Annotated in this window: 11 protein-coding genes and 4 pseudogenes; 5 read left to right on the top strand and 10 right to left on the bottom strand. The window is 64.4% G+C overall.

All coding sequences use genetic code 11. The annotated features are described in order from the left end of the window. Positions 1 to 78: 78 nt before the first annotated feature. The 5 genes and pseudogenes from XpopCFBP1817_RS00450 to hutI all read right to left on the bottom strand — a co-directional run. Positions 79 to 243: pseudogene (locus tag XpopCFBP1817_RS00450) on the bottom strand (acyltransferase family protein); the annotation flags it as partial. Between the two features lie 480 nt (positions 244 to 723). After that, a complete protein-coding gene (gene hutU, locus XpopCFBP1817_RS00445; RefSeq protein WP_128415507.1) occupies positions 724 to 2,391 on the bottom strand; it encodes a urocanate hydratase in 1,668 nt (555 codons plus the stop codon). 16 nt (positions 2,392 to 2,407) lie between these two features. Beyond that, positions 2,408 to 3,271: pseudogene (gene hutG, locus XpopCFBP1817_RS00440) on the bottom strand (N-formylglutamate deformylase). 73 nt (positions 3,272 to 3,344) lie between these two features. Continuing rightward, entirely contained in the window at positions 3,345 to 4,883 is a 1,539-nt protein-coding gene (hutH, locus tag XpopCFBP1817_RS00435) for a histidine ammonia-lyase (RefSeq protein ID WP_425479030.1), read from the bottom strand. A gap of 13 nt (positions 4,884 to 4,896) precedes the next feature. Next, a complete protein-coding gene (gene hutI / locus XpopCFBP1817_RS00430) occupies positions 4,897 to 6,102 on the bottom strand; it encodes an imidazolonepropionase (RefSeq protein ID WP_128415505.1) in 1,206 nt (401 codons plus the stop codon). Between the two features lie 60 nt (positions 6,103 to 6,162). Here hutI and XpopCFBP1817_RS00425 point away from each other — a divergent pair, with 60 nt between their 5' ends. Next, positions 6,163 to 7,533 (top strand): formimidoylglutamate deiminase, encoded by a 1,371-nt coding sequence (locus XpopCFBP1817_RS00425; RefSeq protein ID WP_128415504.1) that lies wholly within the window; start codon positions 6,163 to 6,165, stop codon positions 7,531 to 7,533. Positions 7,534 to 7,537: 4 nt separating this feature from the next. Continuing rightward, positions 7,538 to 8,311, top strand: a complete 774-nt coding sequence (gene hutC / locus XpopCFBP1817_RS00420; protein WP_425479029.1) for a histidine utilization transcriptional repressor HutC — start codon at positions 7,538 to 7,540, stop codon at positions 8,309 to 8,311. A gap of 180 nt (positions 8,312 to 8,491) precedes the next feature. Here hutC and XpopCFBP1817_RS00415 read toward each other — a convergent pair. The 3 genes and pseudogenes from XpopCFBP1817_RS00415 to XpopCFBP1817_RS00405 form a co-directional block, all read right to left on the bottom strand. Next, a pseudogene (locus tag XpopCFBP1817_RS00415) lies at positions 8,492 to 9,497 on the bottom strand (restriction endonuclease). A 242-nt stretch (positions 9,498 to 9,739) separates the two neighbouring features. Then, a complete protein-coding gene (locus tag XpopCFBP1817_RS00410; RefSeq protein WP_128415502.1) occupies positions 9,740 to 10,306 on the bottom strand; it encodes a phasin family protein in 567 nt (188 codons plus the stop codon). 211 nt (positions 10,307 to 10,517) lie between these two features. Beyond that, the gene (locus tag XpopCFBP1817_RS00405) at positions 10,518 to 10,793 is read right to left on the bottom strand and encodes a polyhydroxyalkanoic acid system family protein (protein ID WP_128415501.1); all 276 of its coding nucleotides are present in this window, start codon (positions 10,791 to 10,793) and stop codon (positions 10,518 to 10,520) included. A 172-nt stretch (positions 10,794 to 10,965) separates the two neighbouring features. On the opposite strand from XpopCFBP1817_RS00405, the gene XpopCFBP1817_RS00400 reads away from it, so the two are divergent. Then, positions 10,966 to 11,778, top strand: coding sequence for an FHA domain-containing protein (locus XpopCFBP1817_RS00400; RefSeq protein ID WP_128415500.1), 813 nt, complete (start codon positions 10,966 to 10,968; stop codon positions 11,776 to 11,778). Here the strand turns inward: XpopCFBP1817_RS00400 and msrQ are convergent. Together msrQ and msrP are read right to left on the bottom strand one after the other, a co-directional pair. Then, a pseudogene (msrQ, locus tag XpopCFBP1817_RS00395) lies at positions 11,720 to 12,376 on the bottom strand (protein-methionine-sulfoxide reductase heme-binding subunit MsrQ). The gene XpopCFBP1817_RS00400 and the pseudogene msrQ sit on opposite strands and share 59 nt — an antisense overlap. Positions 12,377 to 12,523: 147 nt before the next feature. Beyond that, positions 12,524 to 13,489, bottom strand: a complete 966-nt coding sequence (msrP, locus tag XpopCFBP1817_RS00390; RefSeq protein WP_128415499.1) for a protein-methionine-sulfoxide reductase catalytic subunit MsrP — start codon at positions 13,487 to 13,489, stop codon at positions 12,524 to 12,526. A gap of 179 nt (positions 13,490 to 13,668) precedes the next feature. Between msrP and serC the strand changes: the two genes are divergently transcribed. Together serC and pheA are read left to right on the top strand one after the other, a co-directional pair. Then, positions 13,669 to 14,754 (top strand): 3-phosphoserine/phosphohydroxythreonine transaminase, encoded by a 1,086-nt coding sequence (gene serC / locus XpopCFBP1817_RS00385; protein WP_128415498.1) that lies wholly within the window; start codon positions 13,669 to 13,671, stop codon positions 14,752 to 14,754. A gap of 65 nt (positions 14,755 to 14,819) precedes the next feature. Beyond that, a complete protein-coding gene (gene pheA / locus XpopCFBP1817_RS00380) occupies positions 14,820 to 16,031 on the top strand; it encodes a prephenate dehydratase (protein ID WP_128415497.1) in 1,212 nt (403 codons plus the stop codon). Positions 16,032 to 16,040 lie beyond the last annotated feature (9 nt).

The following is a 16,040-nucleotide window of genomic DNA, read 5'->3' as shown; positions in this document are numbered from 1 at the left end:
CGCCATGCGCGCACTTGTTTCTACACGATCCGGGTGCAACCAGCTGATCTATCTCGGGAAAACGTGGGGAAACCTCAGCATCAGAAACCCGCTCAGGGTAAAAAAAACCATGAATCCCATCTCACCGGGAAATAGGTTGGTATCGGTAAAGAAATTTTCTTCGGCCAGATGCGCGTAGACGACAAGCAATGCAGCAAGACCGCGAATGCCGGTCAACGAATCGATGCGCTGTTCCTGCTGCATGAGTGGGGGCTCTCAGTGTGATCCATAAGAAAAACCTCGCGCCTTCTGAACGCGCGAAGTCGTTATGCGTGCGTGTCAAAATCAGTGCCGGCCAGACGTTTCCTCACGGTCGCCTGGCTGTTCGCCAGCTTACTCGATGAGAGGATTTCGCGGTAGCAGTAGTGCGCGGTCGCAGTGGGAGTCGTGACCAGGATCACTCTGTTTCGAGCTCGACGCAGGCATGCGTCACACATGTGCGTAGCCAGCTGATGTGTTTCGTGTGACGCGGCCAGGCGTATGCATGCATACGTGGCATGCAGCAGGAGATCAACCGGGCGCGTTCACCCCGGGAGCAGCGATCACGATAGCTATACGGCTATTTGGCAGGCATGGCCGGTGCCCGCACGCGTCATGTGTCGCTCCGATGCTGCGGTTTTCGCCGCAGCGTGTCCGCTGTTGACTATCGCCCGCTCGTTACGCGTTCTCGGCCACGCGGATGTATCAGGACAGGATGGCAGGCAAATCCAAGCCTTTCTCGCGTGCGCACTCGGTTGAGATGGCATACCCGGCGTCGGCATGCCGCATCACACCGGTGGCCGGGTCGTTCCAGAGCACGCGTTCGATACGCTTGTCTGCCGCTTCGCTGCCGTCGCAGACGATGACCATCCCGGCATGCTGCGAGAAACCCATGCCGACACCGCCGCCGTGGTGCAGCGACACCCAGGTGGCGCCGCTGGCGGTATTGAGCAGGGCGTTGAGCAGCGGCCAGTCGGACACCGCATCGGAGCCATCGGCCATGGCTTCGGTTTCGCGATTCGGCGAGGCGACGCTGCCCGAATCCAGATGGTCGCGGCCGATCACTACCGGCGCCTTCAGCTCGCCGCTACGCACCATCGCGTTGAAGGCCAGGCCAAGCCGATGCCGATCGCCCAGGCCAACCCAGCAGATGCGCGCGGGCAGGCCCTGGAAGGCGATCTTTTCGGCGGCCATGTCGAGCCAGCGATGCAGATGCGCATCGTCGGGAATGAGCTCTTTGACCTTTGCATCGGTCCTGGCGATGTCGTCCGGATCGCCGCTCAGCGCAACCCAACGGAACGGGCCGATGCCGCGGCAGAAGAGCGGCCGGATGTAGGCGGGCACGAAGCCGGGGAAGTCGAAGGCATTCTCAACGCCTTCTTCCATCGCCATCTGGCGCAGGTTATTGCCGTAGTCCACGGTGGGCACGCCGAGCGCGTGGAAGCCGAGCATGCTTTGGATGTGCCTAGCCATCGAGGCGCGCGCGGCGTGTTCCACTTCTTTTGGTGCGCCGACGCGCTTGTCGTCCCACTGCTCGACGCTCCAACCTTGCGGCAGATATCCATTGACCGGATCGTGCGCGGAGGTCTGGTCTGTCAACAGGTCGGGCTTGATGCCGCGCGCCAGCAATTCTTCTAGCACGTCGGCGACGTTGCCGAGCAGGCCGATCGAGCGCGGGGTCTTGTTGGCGCAGGACTCTTGGACCAGCCGCAACGCTTCGTCCAGCGAGTCGGTCCAGGTGTCCAGATAGCCGGTGCGCAGGCGCATGTCGATGCTGGAACGGCGGCATTCCACCGCCATACACGAGGCGCCGGCCATCACCGCGGCCAGCGGTTGCGCGCCGCCCATACCGCCGAGGCCGCCGGTGAACAACCAGCGCCCGGACAGATCGCCGCCGTAATGCTGGCGGCCCATTTCCACGAAGGTTTCGTAGGTGCCTTGCACGATGCCTTGCGCGCCGATGTAGATCCAGCTGCCGGCGGTCATCTGGCCGTACATCGCCAGACCTTTTTTATCGAGTTCGTTGAAGTGGTCCCAGGTGGCCCAACGCGGCACCAGATTGGAATTGGCGATCAGCACGCGCGGCGCATCGGCATGCGTGCGGAACACGCCGACCGGCTTGCCGGATTGCACCAGCAAGGTCTTGTCGTCGTCCAGACGGGTGAGCGCGGCGACGATCGCATCGAAGGATTCCCAATCGCGCGCGGCGCGGCCGATGCCGCCGTAGACCACCAGCTCCTGCGGGCGCTCTGCCACGTCCGGGTCCAGATTGTTCATCAGCATGCGCAGCGGCGCTTCGGTGAGCCAGCTCTTGGCGGTGAGCGTGGTGCCGGTGGCGGCGCGGATGACGCGGGTTGCATCGTAACGGGTCATGCCGGGTTCCTTGCAATCAACGGTGCGCCGCAGGCGGCGTGGTGTCGGAGGAGTGAGCTGTTGCGTTGGCGAATTGAAGGCAGGTCAGCAGCACGTGCCGCAGCACGGCGCGTAATGCAACTGCGTGCGCGGGATGCCACGGCGTGGGCCAGGTTTCTGGCGTGATGTCGTCGGGCTCGTGCATGTAACCGCGGCAGGCCAGCTCCATCTGCAGCGTATGCACGCCGCGCTCGGGCTGCGCGTAGTGGCGGGTGATCCAGCCGCCCTTGAAACGCCCATTGCGCACGGTGCTGGAGCCACTGCTGCGGCACAGCCGTTCCACCGCATCGACCAGGTCTGGATCGCAACTGCGGTCGTCGTTGCTGCCGATGTTGAACTGCTGCAACTCGCCGTCGAACAGATGTGGAATATGCGAGCGGATCGAATGCGCGTCGTAGACCACGATCTTTGGGTGTTGCGCGCGCAGGCGCGCAATCTCGGTATCGAGCGCAGCGTGATAAGGATCGAACCAGCGTGTGCGGCGTAGATCGATCTGCGCCTTGTCAGGTGCCTTGCCGTCTGCATACAACGGCTGATTGTCGAAGGTGGTCAGCGGGCACAGGCCGGTGGTGTTCTGGCCCGGGTACAACGATGCCCCGCTCGGGTCGCGATTGACGTCGATCACCGAGCGCGAGATCGCGGTGCGCACGGTGGTGGCACCGAGCGATTGCGCGAAGTCGTACAGCTGATGCACTCACCAATCGGCATCGCGGCGCGCCAGCCACGGCGAGACGAATTGATCGGCCACGTCGTCGGGCAACTCGGTACCGGTATGCGGGAAGCTGACGATCAGTGGCGCATCGCCACGGTGGACTTCCAGCCAGGCGGGGAGGGCCCTCATCGCTGCGCGCCTTGCGCTGATGCAGTGGCCCAAACGCGCGGGTGGCGTGATTGCGTATGGTCAGCTTGCTGATTCATACGTCCTGCTCCACACCCGGCAATGCCATCGCCACTGCGCGCGCAAGCGCACCAGAGCGCACCAACGCACTGGCAGCCAACATGTCGGGATTGAAATAACGGTCGTCCTGCAAGGTCGGCACCTGTGCGCGCAGCAGTGCACGTGCGGCTTCCAACGCAGCGCTTGAGCGCAGTGGCGCGTGGAAATTGCAGCCTTGCACCGCAGCCAGCAACTCGATGCCGATCACGTGCGTGGCGTTCTCGGCCATCGCCAACAAACGCCGCGCGCCGTGCGCCGCCATCGACACGTGATCTTCCTGATTGGCCGAGGTCGGAATCGAATCGACACTGGCCGGATAGGCGCGCTGTTTGTTTTCCGACACCAGGGCCGCAGCGGTCACCTGCGGAATCATGAAGCCCGAATTCAAGCCCGGGCGCGGCGTGAGAAACGCCGGCAGACCCGACAAGGCCGGGTCGACCAGCATCGCGGTACGGCGCTCGCTGATCGAGCCGATTTCGCAGACCGCCATCGCCAGCATGTCGGCCGCAAATGCCACCGGTTCGGCATGGAAGTTGCCGCCAGACAATGCCTCGCCAGTTTCGCTGAAGACTAAGGGATTGTCGGACACGCCATTGGCTTCGATCTCCAGCGTGCGCGCAGCCTGGCGCATGATGTCCAGCGCGGCGCCCATCACCTGCGGCTGGCAGCGCAGACAGTACGGATCCTGCACGCGCACATCCCCCAGCCGGTGCGATTCGCGAATGCTCGAATCGGCCATCAAGACGCGCAGTGCCGCAGCGGTGGCGATCTGCCCCGGTTGTCCACGCAAGGCATGGATGCGCGCATCGAATGGCGTATCCGAGCCCTTGGCTGCTTCCACCGACAAGGCACCAGTGACCAGCGCGGCCTGCAGCACGGTTTCGATCTCGAACAAACCGGCTAATGCGCAGGCGGTGGAGAACTGGGTGCCGTTGAGCAGCGCCAGGCCTTCCTTCGCGCCCAGCACGCGCGGCTGCAATTGCGCCTGTGCAAGCGCCTCAGCGGCAGGCAGGCGGTGCTCGCCGACGAAGGCTTCGCCAACGCCGATCATCACCGCCGCCAGATGCGACAACGGCGCCAGATCGCCGGAGGCGCCGACCGAGCCCTGGCATGGCACCACCGGGGTGATGCCACGGCGCAGCATCGCGTCCAGCAGCGCCAGCGTGTCCGGCTGCACGCCGGAGGCGCCTTGCGCCAAGCTGGTGAGCTTGAGCGCCATCATCAGCCGTACCACCGGCACCGGCGTGGGTTCGCCGACACCGGCTGCATGCGAGAGCACGATATTGCGTTGCAGGGTCTGCAGGTCCTCGCGCTCGATGCGCACGCTGGCCAGTTTGCCGAAGCCGGTGTTGACGCCATAGACCGCCTCGCCGCGCGCGACAATCGCCTCCACCGTCTGCGCACTGCGCAGCACCGCGGCCGCGCAGGTGTCGTCCAACCCGACCTCGGCACCGCGGTAGAACGCACGCCATTGCGCCAGTGTGACCTGGCCGGGCTGCAGGACAACAGAACTCATGACGACTCCGGATTCAGCAGGAATGCCCGCGCCAGACGCGGGCATGAAGTGGGTTGAAGCCCATGCGATAGACCAGATCGGCCGGCGCGTCGATGTTCCAGATCGCCAGGTCGCAGTCCATGCCGGCGCGCAGCCGGCCAAGTCGCTCGCTGCGTCCGAGCGCACGTGCAGCCTCGCGGGTAAAACCGGCGATGCATTCGTCCACGGTCATGCGGAACAGCGTGGCGGCCATGTTCATCGCCAGCAGCGGGCTGGTCAGTGGCGAGGTGCCTGGATTGCAATCGGTGGCCACTGCCAGCGGCACGCCAGCCGCGCGCAACGCGGCGATCGGCGGCACCTGGGTGTCGCGGGTGAAATAGAACGCGACCGGCAGCAGCACCGCGATCGTGCCGGCGCTGGCCATCGCAGCGATCCCGGCCTGGTCCAGATATTCGATGTGATCAGCCGACAGCGCGCCATAGCGTGCGGCCAGTGCTGCGCCGTGCTGATTGCTCAGTTGATCAGCGTGTAGCTTGATGCCCAGGCCGTGTGCCTGCGCGGCGATGAAGACCTGTTCGGCCTGCGCGGGCGAGAACGCCAGATGCTCGCAGAACACGTCCACCGCCTCGGCAAGACCTTGCGCGGCAATCGCCGGAATCATCTGCATGCAGACCTGGTCGATATAGGTCTGCGCATCGCTGCCTGGTGGCACCGCATGGGCGCCAAGAAACGTCGGCACCACTTCAACCTTGCGCAGCGCGGCGAGCTGTCGCGCCACGCGTAGCTGCTTGGTTTCTTCTTCCAGGGTCAGCCCGTAGCCGGATTTGATTTCCAACGTGGTCACGCCTTCGGCGAGCAGGGCGTCCAGGCGCGGCAGGCTGGCGGCCAATAGTGCTGCGTCGTCGGCAGCGCGTGTCGCGCGCACGGTCGCCATGATGCCGCCGCCGGCTGCTGCAATTTCGGCGTAACTGGCGCCGCGCAGACGTTGCTCGAATTCGTTGGCGCGACTGCCGGCATACACCAGGTGGGTGTGGCAATCGATCAGGCCGGGGCTGATCCAGCGGCGCTGGCAATCGTGCGCGGTGTCGGGTTCCAACGGCGGGGCGAGAGCCGCCGCTCCGGCATACACCAGGCGGCCGTCCTGGCAGGCGAGAACGCCATCTTCCACGATGCCCAGGCCGCCAGCGGCGGCGTCCAGGGTCATCAGTTGCGCGTTGTGCCAGAGGACGTCGCAATGCATGGCGCAGGCTCGTGGTGTCTGATATGTATATACAATAGAACCGGCAATCGAGGGTGTCCAGTGGCAGACCAACAGGTGCAGGCGTTGTGGGCAGCCCGGGCGCTTTTGCCCGATGGCTGGGCGAGCGGTATGCGGATCACGCTGACGCAGGGGCGCATCGCCTCGGTACAGACCGATACCGCCGTCGCCGCCATCGATACCCGTGTAGACGTGCTGCTGCCCGGGTTGGGCAATCTGCACAGCCACGCGTTCCAGCGCGGCATGGCCGGCCTGACCGAAGTGGGCGGGCGCAGCGGCGACAGTTTCTGGAGCTGGCGCGAGTTGATGTATCGCTTTGTCGACCGGCTCGACCCGGACAGCCTGCAAGCCATCGCCGAACAGGCCTATGTGGAAATGCTCGAAAGCGGCTTCACTCGAGTCGGCGAATTTCATTATCTGCACCACAGCCCCGGCGGCGCGGCATATGCGCACGCCGGCGAAATGTCCGAGCGCATCGTCGCTGCCGCCGCCAACACCGGCATCGGGCTGACGCTGTTGCCGGTGTTCTATGCGCATTCGGATTTCGGCGGCGTCGCGCCCAGTGCGGAGCAGCGTCGCTTGATCCACGACATCGACAGCTTCACGCGATTGCTGGACGACTGCACGCGCAGCCTCAAGGCCTTGCCGGATGCGGTGCTCGGGCTGGCACCGCACAGCCTGCGCGCAGTGACGCCGGCGCAATTGGCCGCGCTGGTGCCGCTCACCGATGGCCCGATCCACATTCATATCGCCGAACAGCAGCGCGAGGTGGATGCGTGTCTGGCCTGGTCGGGACAACGCCCGGTGCAGTGGCTGCAGGCCAACGCGCCGGTGGATGCGCGCTGGTGTCTGGTGCACGCCACGCAGGTGGACGCGACTGAACTGCAGGCGATCGTCGACAGCGGCGCGGTGGTCGGGCTGTGCCCGATCACCGAGGCGAATCTGGGCGACGGGCTGTTCCCGATGCAGGCGTTTGCCGCTGCGGGCGGGCGTTTTGGCGTGGGCTCGGATTCGAATGTGCTGATCGATGCGGCCGAAGAACTGCGCCTGCTCGAATACGGCCAGCGCCTGCAACTGCGTGCGCGCAATGTGCTTGCGCAAGAAGGCGTTTCCAGCGGGCGATGGTTGTTCGATCAGGCCAGCGATGGCGCGGCGCAGGCCTTGGGTGTTGTGCAGAGCGGAATCCGGGTCGGCGCATCGGCCGATCTGCTCGAGCTGGACCTCGCCCATCCGGCACTGCTGGCGCGCAGCAGCGATGCACTGCTCGACAGTTGGCTGTTTGCCGCACGCGGTGGTGCGGTGCGCAATGTCTGGCGCGCCGGGCAATGGGTGGTGCGCGACGGGCAGCATGTGGATCGTGCGCGCATCGCCACGCGTTTTGCTGGCGTTTTGCGATCTCTGCTGAGCAACTGAGCGGATGCGCGCACAATGCGTGTCTGACCGGAGACCTGCTTTGACCGCCCCCCCCATCGCCGCGCCCGGCACCCTGCATCAACGCATCCGTCAGGATCTGGAACAACGCATCCACAGTGGCGACTGGCCGCCAGGTCACCGCGTGCCGCCCGAGCACGAGCTGATGATCCAGTACGGATGCTCGCGTATGACGGTCAACAAGGTGCTCGGTTTGCTCGCCGACGCCGGCATGATCGAACGCCGCCGCCGCACCGGCTCGTTCGTGGCGCGGCCGCATCCGCATCTGGAACAGGTCGCGCTGTCGATCCCGGATATCGAAGTGGAGATGACCACGCGCGGTCATGCCTATCGGTTTTGGTTGTCGTCGCGGCGACTGCGCAATGTGCGCCAGTGCGTGCCGCAAGAGCGCGCCTTGGGCAGCACCGGCAAAGTCCTGGCATTGGAAAGCGTGCATCTGGCCGACGGCAACCCGTTCGCGCTGGAACAGCGCGTCATCGACACCACCACAGTGCCGGAGGCGTTGCTGCAATCGTTCACCGACGTGGCGCCGGGCAGTTGGTTATTGCGCAACGTGCCGTGGACGCGCGCCGAACATCGCATCAGCGCGGTCAATGCCGACGGCGCCCAGGCCGAACGCCTGCAGGTGGACGATGGCGCCGCATGCCTGGTCATCGATCGCCATACTTGGCGAGGCGATCAGCCGGTCACCTACGTGCGCCAATGGTTTCTGGGCGGGTCGTACGATCTGGTGGCGCGGTTTGCGCCCGGAATGCGCTGAGATTTAGAGCGACTGACCAGCCGGCTAGGCTGCGGTCATGCGTGTATGGTCGACGTTCGGAACTGGCGTTCGGAATCGGCATGTATCTAAGGACATTATGATTGTTGCGCGCGCCGCACTCACCTGAGTAACGCTCGCGATGCGTCGTCAGCGGCCTTGGACCACGTTCCGGCCACCCACTCAAATCGTCGTGCACTGACGCCAATGCACCGGCTCGTCCACGCCTGCGCGCGGGTTGAGTTGCACGCGTACGGTGCGCAGGTACGGATAGCGTTCCAGTTCGCGACAGATCAGTGGCCATGCGGCGGAGTCTTCGACCGTGCGGTCCACCGCCAACGTTGCCTGGGTGATCCAGACGCCGCGTATCAGACCGGGCGTCTGTGCCAGCGCTTTGGAAACTTTACGTTGATAGCCCTGCATGGTCGCTGCATCTGGTTCCTTCTCGTCTTTAAAGAGCCGGCGCAACCGCAGGAGTGGACGCAGGCGTCGGCGCAGCTTGCGCTGCTGCAGTCGCCGGAGCAGCGGAGGGCGCAGCACGCACGGGTGCTGCAACTGGTGGGGGGGGTGCTGCGGCAGTCTGCGTTGGCGCAGCCTCCGGCGCCGTTGGCTGCAGCGCCAGCACAGCGCCCAGGGCCAGCGTTGCCAGCGCCGCGCCGGCAATGACGCTGTGGCGGATCGCACGGTGCCGTGCCATGCCGACCACGCCGGTTTCCACATCGCCCGGCAGATACGGTTTGAGCAGGGGCCACAGGCGCGTGCCGTCCAGCACTTCGATGGATTGCTTGTCAGCGGCCGCGATGCCTTCGCGTTCGATGCGGCCCTCTGTCACCATCACACCGCCGCCCGCACCGGCCAGCCGCGCCATCGCGCCCAACTCGTTCACTGCCGCCACGCCGATGCGATAACCGCGCCCGTGCTTGCAGGCAACCAGGCGCGTGCCGTGTTCGGTCTGCATCATGAAATCCGCAGTGGGCAGGCCGTCCTGCGGCGACTGGGTCGGTTGCCAACCGCGTTGCTCCTGCAGCACGCGCAGCACTACCGCAGAAAAATCACGCCAGTGCATCGCTGCCAGGGCGCGCACGCCTTCAGTGGTTTCGTCGGCGCGACGGCGTACCAGCCACACATAAGCGCAGACCGCCAACCAGAGCAGCAGGGCGGCCGAAAGCGCAAAAATCCAGGAAGGTATGAGCGTCAATCGAGGTTATGGCAGTTATGACGAAAAGATGCGAATAGGAGAATCCTTCGCGACCGATTCGTCAATGGATCGCGGGCGGCGATGGTACGAGCCGTGATCCAGATAGCGAAAGACCCGCCAGTCCGAAGCCGTGAGGGGAGGGGAGCAAACGGACTTCGTGTTACAGGACTGGCGGGTCCTTCGCGATTGTGTGGAAAATCATGCTGCTTTGCAGCATTGGCAGGCACTTATGCCTACTCGACGTCGAATGCGCTGCTGTTCGCGGTCGAAGAGCTGGCTCCTGGCGTGGTTGCCGTGCCGGTGCCGGTCGTCTCGCTGCTGGCCGCTTGCGCGGCCTGGTTGGCGGTGCGGTTGGCACGCTTGGTGGCAGAGGTGTTGGCGCGGACCTGGGCCTTCAACGATTCCACTTCACGCCGCAGGTTTTCCAGCTCGTCCTGTTCGGGAATGTTGAGCGTGCGCAACACACCCTTGACGCGTTCGTCGAAGGCCTTGCCCAGCCGGTCCCAGCCACGCACGGCGGTGTCGCGCGCCTGCTCGAACTGGGTCTCCACCTCTTCGCGCAGCTCATCGACGCTTTCGGTGGCCTTCTGCTGGCCGGTGCGTTCGTAGGCCGCACCTTCGCGTACCAATGAATCGAACAATTTGCCGCCTTCGGTTTGGACGCGGCCCAGCGCGCCTAGCCCGGCCAGCCACACGGTCTGTGCCGATTCGCCAAGCCGGCGCGAAATCTGTTCTGCCTGCGCCTGGAAACCATGGGCCGCCTTGTCGCGGTTGCCGTTCTGATCGTATCCGGTCGTCATGCGATGCTCCTGTAGATTGCTAAAGCGACGTTGCTTTCACCCTAGTGCCGACGCTGCATCGGGCAGGTGAAGCATTGCCTGCCGGGGTGTGTACACGTGATGTGTGCGCATGACGCGTTTTCAAGCATCCACGCATCGAGCGCGGTGCGGCGCGGGTGACTTAGCGCGGAAGCATCCGCACGCCTGGGCCACCGCGCCCGCAGCGCCGCGTTCAGGCGAGTTTTTCATTCAGCAAACGACGGATTTCCGATTCCACCATCGGCTGCATCGCCGACAACAGAAACCCAAGCTCGGCGGTGACATGCACCTGCTGCGGCAGCAGGGCGATCGCCCCGTCCACGCCGGCGCGCGCAATGCGCAAGGTGTCGCCTTCCCACTGCGAAGCGATGCCGTAGCGATCGGTCAGTTTGCATGCCGCCTCGTCGATCGCCGCGCGGGCCTGTGCCGGCATCAAGAAATGGTCGTGCCGGATATCGATGCTGGACATGGGTTCCATAGTAAAGATGAAAGGAGCGCGCATTGTGCGTATGCACGGGCCAGGCTCCAAGTGCGGATGCTTGCAGCGGACCGGGAACGAGGCGCAGACACGGCGCACCCGCTTGGTGGGCGCCGATCACGTTGCTGGCCGCTGCAAGTGGCAAACCTGCTAGGCTGCGGGGGTGCGCGATCTGCAAGTTCATTTTACTCACCGGCAGCAGCCGGATCATTCTCTCAAGCCCGGCATCCACCGGATCACACGGTATGCCTCCGGCAGCGTGCGGGTGGTTGCCGATGCGCAGGGCGCGTTGCTGTTGGCGCAGTTTTGCCTGGACCAACGCGGTCTCTGGTTGCAGGTGGCCAACGGAATCCGCGGCATCCACGTCAATGGACGCCCCGTACGCCGCATGGCACTGCTGCGACCCGGCGATGCAATCTATGCCGACGGCGTGGAGATGCTGTTGCGCAGTGCGCCGTCGAGCGCGCCGGCCAACGATATTGAGGACGACGGCGCCGGCCTGAGCGAGGTCTGTCTGTTGTTGCGCGGGCTGGGCGGCCGTCACCACGGGCGCAGCTTCACGTTGGATCGCCCACGCCTTGTCGGCAGCGACCCGGCCGCGGACATCGTCATCGACGACCCGGCCTTCGCCGCTCAACATGCCCGCCTGGAACGGCATGGCGACCGCGTGCTGATCCGCGATCTGGGCTCGGAAGAAGGCAGCTGGATCAACGGCGTGCAAGTGCGCGACGGCTGGTTGCAGGCCGGCGACCAGGTCGTATTCGACGCCCGCCACCGCTTTGTCGTCGAGGTGCCGCGCACCCATCATGGCACCACCTGGGACATCCCCGACGCGGAGCCGTTGCCGCCGCCGCCGCGCGCCACCAGCGAACCGACGCATGCGCCTGTCAAGGTCGCGCGCTGGCCATGGCTGCTGCTCAGCGCGGCGCTGCTGGCGGCGGCGTTGAGCGCTTTGCTGTGGTTCGGCGCGCGCTGAGTTTTTTCCAGACCCGCCAGCCCAGCAACATCGCGAGAATGCCGGCATACAGCGCCGGTTCGCGGATATCGGATTTCACCAACTACCAGAAGTGCAGCACCGCCAGCAGCCCGATGGGGTAGATCAGCATGTGCAGGCGTCCCCAGTTGCGCTTGAGCCTGCGCATCCAGCCCTGGGTGGAGGTGATCGCCAACGGCAGCAGTAGCAGCCACGCTGTAAAACCGACGGTGATGTAGGGACGCTTGAGAATCTCTTCGAAGATCTGGGTCCAGAAGCCGCGCAGATCCAGGCTCAGGTACGCCGCCAGATGCACGCTTGCATAAAAGAACGCGTACAGCCCGAACATGCGGCGGAAGCGGATCAGCATCGCCTGGCCGGTGAGCTGGCGTAGCGGCGTGATTGCCAATGTGATCAGCAGGAAGCGTAGCGCCCATAGCCCGGTGCGGTGCTCGATCTCGGCCACCGGATCAGCGCCCAGCGCATCGCTGCCCGTTTGCCACACCTGCCAGAATTGCCAGCCCAGTAGTGCGATCGGCGCCAGCGCGGCCGCATGCAGCAGCGTCTTGGCAGCGATCAGGGATGTGGATGTCTTGGCCATGTGATCTCGAAGAGGGACGCGATGCTGCGCGGGATTGCGATGCCTGCATCGTAGGTGCGCACCTGGGCGCAAGGGGCGTGACCAGGAAAGCCATCGCGCCCGGGAGCACTCCTGCGATAGGTCGATATCAAGCTGAGTTCTGCTGCCCTAAAACCACTTCTTCAAATCCATTCCCGCGTACAACGAAGCGACCTGATCTGCGTAGCCGTTGAACGGCTTGGTCGCGATGCGCTCGGCGAACAGCTTGCTGGCGGTGCCGGCGATACGACGCTCGTTCTTCTGGCTCCAGCGCGGGTGATCCACTGCCGGATTGACGTTGGAAAAAAAGCCATATTCGGAGGGCTGCAGATCGTGCCACGCGGTCTCGGGCATCTTCTCCACAAAGCGGATTTCCACGATCGACTTGATGCTCTTGAAGCCATACTTCCACGGCACCACCAGCCGCAACGGCGCGCCGTTCTGCTGCGGCAGCGGCTTGCCGTACAGGCCGGTGGCCAACAGGGTCAGCGGGTGCATCGCTTCGTCGATGCGCAGGCCTTCGCGATACGGCCAGTTGATCGAGCGGTAGCGCATGCCGGGCATCTGTTGGGTATCTGCCAGCGTGGTGAAGGCCACGTACTTGGCCTTGGAGGTGGGCGCAAAGCGCTTGAGCACCTCGCCCAGCGGCACGCCGTTCCAGGGGATCACCATCGACCAGCCTTCCACGCAGCGCAGCCGGTAGGTGCGTTCTTCCGCAGTGATGCCTTTCAACAACGCGTCCAGCGACAGGCTGTCCGGCTTTTCGCACTCGCCGCTGACCTTCACCGACCACGGCGACAGCTTCAAGGTCTTGGCGGCCTTCGACGGATCGGTCTTGTCGGTGCCGAATTCGTAGAAATTGTTGTAGCTGCTGACATCTTCCAGCCGGGTGAGTTCCTCGGTAGTGCGGAAACCGCTGCGCGCCTGCGCCGGCGTCACCACGGTCTTGGGCGGCGGCGGATCGGCCTCGGCACACCCGGCCACGCCCAGCGCCGGGGTCAGCGCGAACAGTTGCAGCAGCCGGCGTCGGTCGCGGTAAACAGCCTCATCGGTGATCTCGCCTGACGGCGTCTTCAAGACATCGCGAAGGGACATGGCTCGCTCCTGACAGTGGCTGCTGGTGGGAATAAGGGACCACGGTGATGATTCTGCCCATGGACTCCGCAAAATCATACGCCGGCGTCGGTGAGAAGGATGCAGCTGCAACTTTTTTGCAACGCTGCCAAGGCCGGTGCGCTGCGGCATACTAGAAGGCTAGCTCGACAAGGTGTGCCATGACACGTGCGTTCAATTTCAGTGCCGGCCCTGCGACATTGCCGGAATCGGTCCTGCGGCAGGCGCAGGCGGAGATGATCGAGTGGAAAGGCGTCGGCGCCTCGATCGTGGAAATCAGCCACCGCAGCGCCGATTTCATGGCCGTGGCGGCCGCAGCCGAAGCAGATCTGCGCGCCCTGTTGTCGATTCCCGACGATTACGCAGTGCTGTTCACCGCCGGTGGTGCCACCACCATCCAGGCGCTGCTGCCGCTGAATTTCGCCGCGCCTGGTCAGGCGACCGATTACGTGATCACTGGGCATTGGGGCAAGACCGCGATCAAGCAGGCGGCTCCTTACGTGGACGCGCGCATCGCCGCCGATGCGCAGTCGGAAGGCTTTATCGACATTCCGCCGGTGTCCAGCTGGACCTTGTCGCCGCACTCGGCCTATGTGCACATCACCGCCAACGAGACCATCCATGGCGTGGAGTTTCGCGACACGCCGGACGTGGGCACGCTGCCGTTGTTCGCCGATTTCAGTTCGTCGATCGCCTCCGAGCCGCTGGATATCTCGCGCTATGGGTTGATTTACGCCGGTGCGCAGAAAAACCTGGGGCCGGTCGGCATCTCGGTGTTGATCGTGCGCCGCGATCTGCTCGAACGGGCCGGCCAGCCGCGGGCGGATATCTTCAACTACGCCTCGCATGCTGCCCGCGATTCGATGCTCAACACGCCGCCCACCTGGAACTGGTATCTGCTCGGCCTCAACGTGAAGTGGATGCTCGAACAGGGCGGGGTGGAGGAGTTCGCGCGTCGCAATACCGAGAAAGCCACGCTGGTGTACGGCGCGATCGATGGCTCCGGCGGCTTCTATCGCAACCTGATCAAGCCCGCCGTGCGTTCGCGCATGAACATCCCGTTTTTTCTACCGGATGAGCAGCTGGACGCGTTGTTCGTCAGTCAATCCAATGCCGCCGGCCTGCTTGCCTTGAAGGGGCACAAGGCCGTTGGTGGGTTGCGTGCGTCGCTCTACAACGCGATGCCGGTAGCGGGCGCGCAGGCGCTGGTGAGCTTCATGCACGACTTCCAGCAGCGGCACGGCTGAGTCTTCATTCGACCGCGGCAGGTGCCGCGCAGGCGCATGCGCCGTTATCCAAGGAATGTCCAGCGATGGCTCCCAAGTCCAACAAGCCCATAACCGCCGTTAGCGGCAAGACCAAGTCGGCGAGTAAATCTGCAGATAAATCTATAGAGAAAAGTGCAAGCAAGTCGGCAAGCAAGCTTGCAAAGCCGGCGGTCGCCGCGCCGTTGCTGGCCGATGTGCGTGCCAAGATCGACCAGATCGACCGCAATATCCAGGCGCTGATCGCCGAGCGCGCCAACTTCGCCAATCAGGTCGGCAAGGCCAAGGGCAAGCTCGCCGCAGCGGTGGATTACTACCGGCCCGAGCGCGAGGCGCAGGTGCTGCGCATGGTGGTAGACCGTAACGAAGGCCCGCTCAGCGACGAAGTGCTGGTGCATGTGTATCGTGAAATCATGTCGGCCTGTCTGGCCCAGCAGGAGCCGCTGAAAATCGGTTACCTCGGCCCGGAAGGCACCTTCAGCCAGCAGGCGGTGCTCAAGCATTTCGGTCGTTCGGCCGTGGGCCTGCCGATGGCGACCATCGAAGAAGTGTTCCAGGAAGTGGAAGCCGGCAATGCCGATTTCGGCGTGGTGCCGGTGGAAAACTCCGGGCAGGGCACCATCCAGGTCACGCTGGACATGTTCCTGACCTCCAACCTGAAAATCTGCGGCGAAGTCGAGCTGCGCGTGCATCAGTATCTGCTCTCGCGCACCGGCCGGATCGAGGACATCGAGCGCATTTACGCGCATTCGCAGTCGTTCGCGCAGACCGCTGGCTGGTTGCGTTCGCACCTGCCCAAGGTCGAGAAGCTTGCGGTGTCCAGCAATGCCGAAGGTGCGCGTCGCGCCCGCAATGCCGAAGATGCCGCATCGATCGGCGGCGAGAGTGCGGCGCACGTCTATGGCTTGAAGAAAGTCATCATGAAGTCGATCGAAGACGACGACGACAACACCACGCGCTTTCTGGTGGTCGGCCGGCAGATCTTCCCCTCCTCCGGACACGACCGCACCTCGGTGCTGGTGTTCATCCACGACAAGCCGGGCGCGTTGTTCGACGTGCTCAGCCCGTTCGCGCGGCATGGCATCAGCATGAATCGCATCGAGTCGCGGCCCTCGCATCAGGCCAAGTGGGAATACGGCTTCTTCATCGATCTGGCCGGCCATGTGGAAGACGAGGCGATGAAGCAGGCGCTGGCCGAACTGGAAGCGCACTCGGCGCAGATCAAGGTGCTGGGCTCGTATCCGGTCGCCATTCCCTGAGCGCCGGAC

It is taken from the genome of Xanthomonas populi (assembly GCF_002940065.1).
GTDB lineage: Bacteria > Pseudomonadota > Gammaproteobacteria > Xanthomonadales > Xanthomonadaceae > Xanthomonas > Xanthomonas populi.
This window is presented reverse-complemented; position numbering and strand designations above follow the sequence as displayed.

Excerpts from the sequence above, each read along its gene's own strand:
- hutU (WP_128415507.1), bottom strand. The coding sequence starts at position 2,391 with ATGACCCGTTACGATGCAACCCGCGTCATCCGCGCCGCCACCGGCACC.
- hutH (WP_425479030.1), bottom strand. The coding sequence starts at position 4,883 with ATGAGTTCTGTTGTCCTGCAGCCCGGCCAGGTCACACTGGCGCAATGG.
- hutI (WP_128415505.1), bottom strand. The coding sequence starts at position 6,102 with ATGCATTGCGACGTCCTCTGGCACAACGCGCAACTGATGACCCTGGAC.
- hutC (WP_425479029.1), top strand. The coding sequence starts at position 7,538 with ATGCGCGCACAATGCGTGTCTGACCGGAGACCTGCTTTGACCGCCCCC.
- XpopCFBP1817_RS00410 (WP_128415502.1), bottom strand. The coding sequence starts at position 10,306 with ATGACGACCGGATACGATCAGAACGGCAACCGCGACAAGGCGGCCCAT.
- XpopCFBP1817_RS00405 (WP_128415501.1), bottom strand. The coding sequence starts at position 10,793 with ATGTCCAGCATCGATATCCGGCACGACCATTTCTTGATGCCGGCACAG.
- msrP (WP_128415499.1), bottom strand. The coding sequence starts at position 13,489 with ATGTCCCTTCGCGATGTCTTGAAGACGCCGTCAGGCGAGATCACCGAT.
- serC (WP_128415498.1), top strand. The coding sequence starts at position 13,669 with ATGACACGTGCGTTCAATTTCAGTGCCGGCCCTGCGACATTGCCGGAA.
- pheA (WP_128415497.1), top strand. The coding sequence starts at position 14,820 with ATGGCTCCCAAGTCCAACAAGCCCATAACCGCCGTTAGCGGCAAGACC.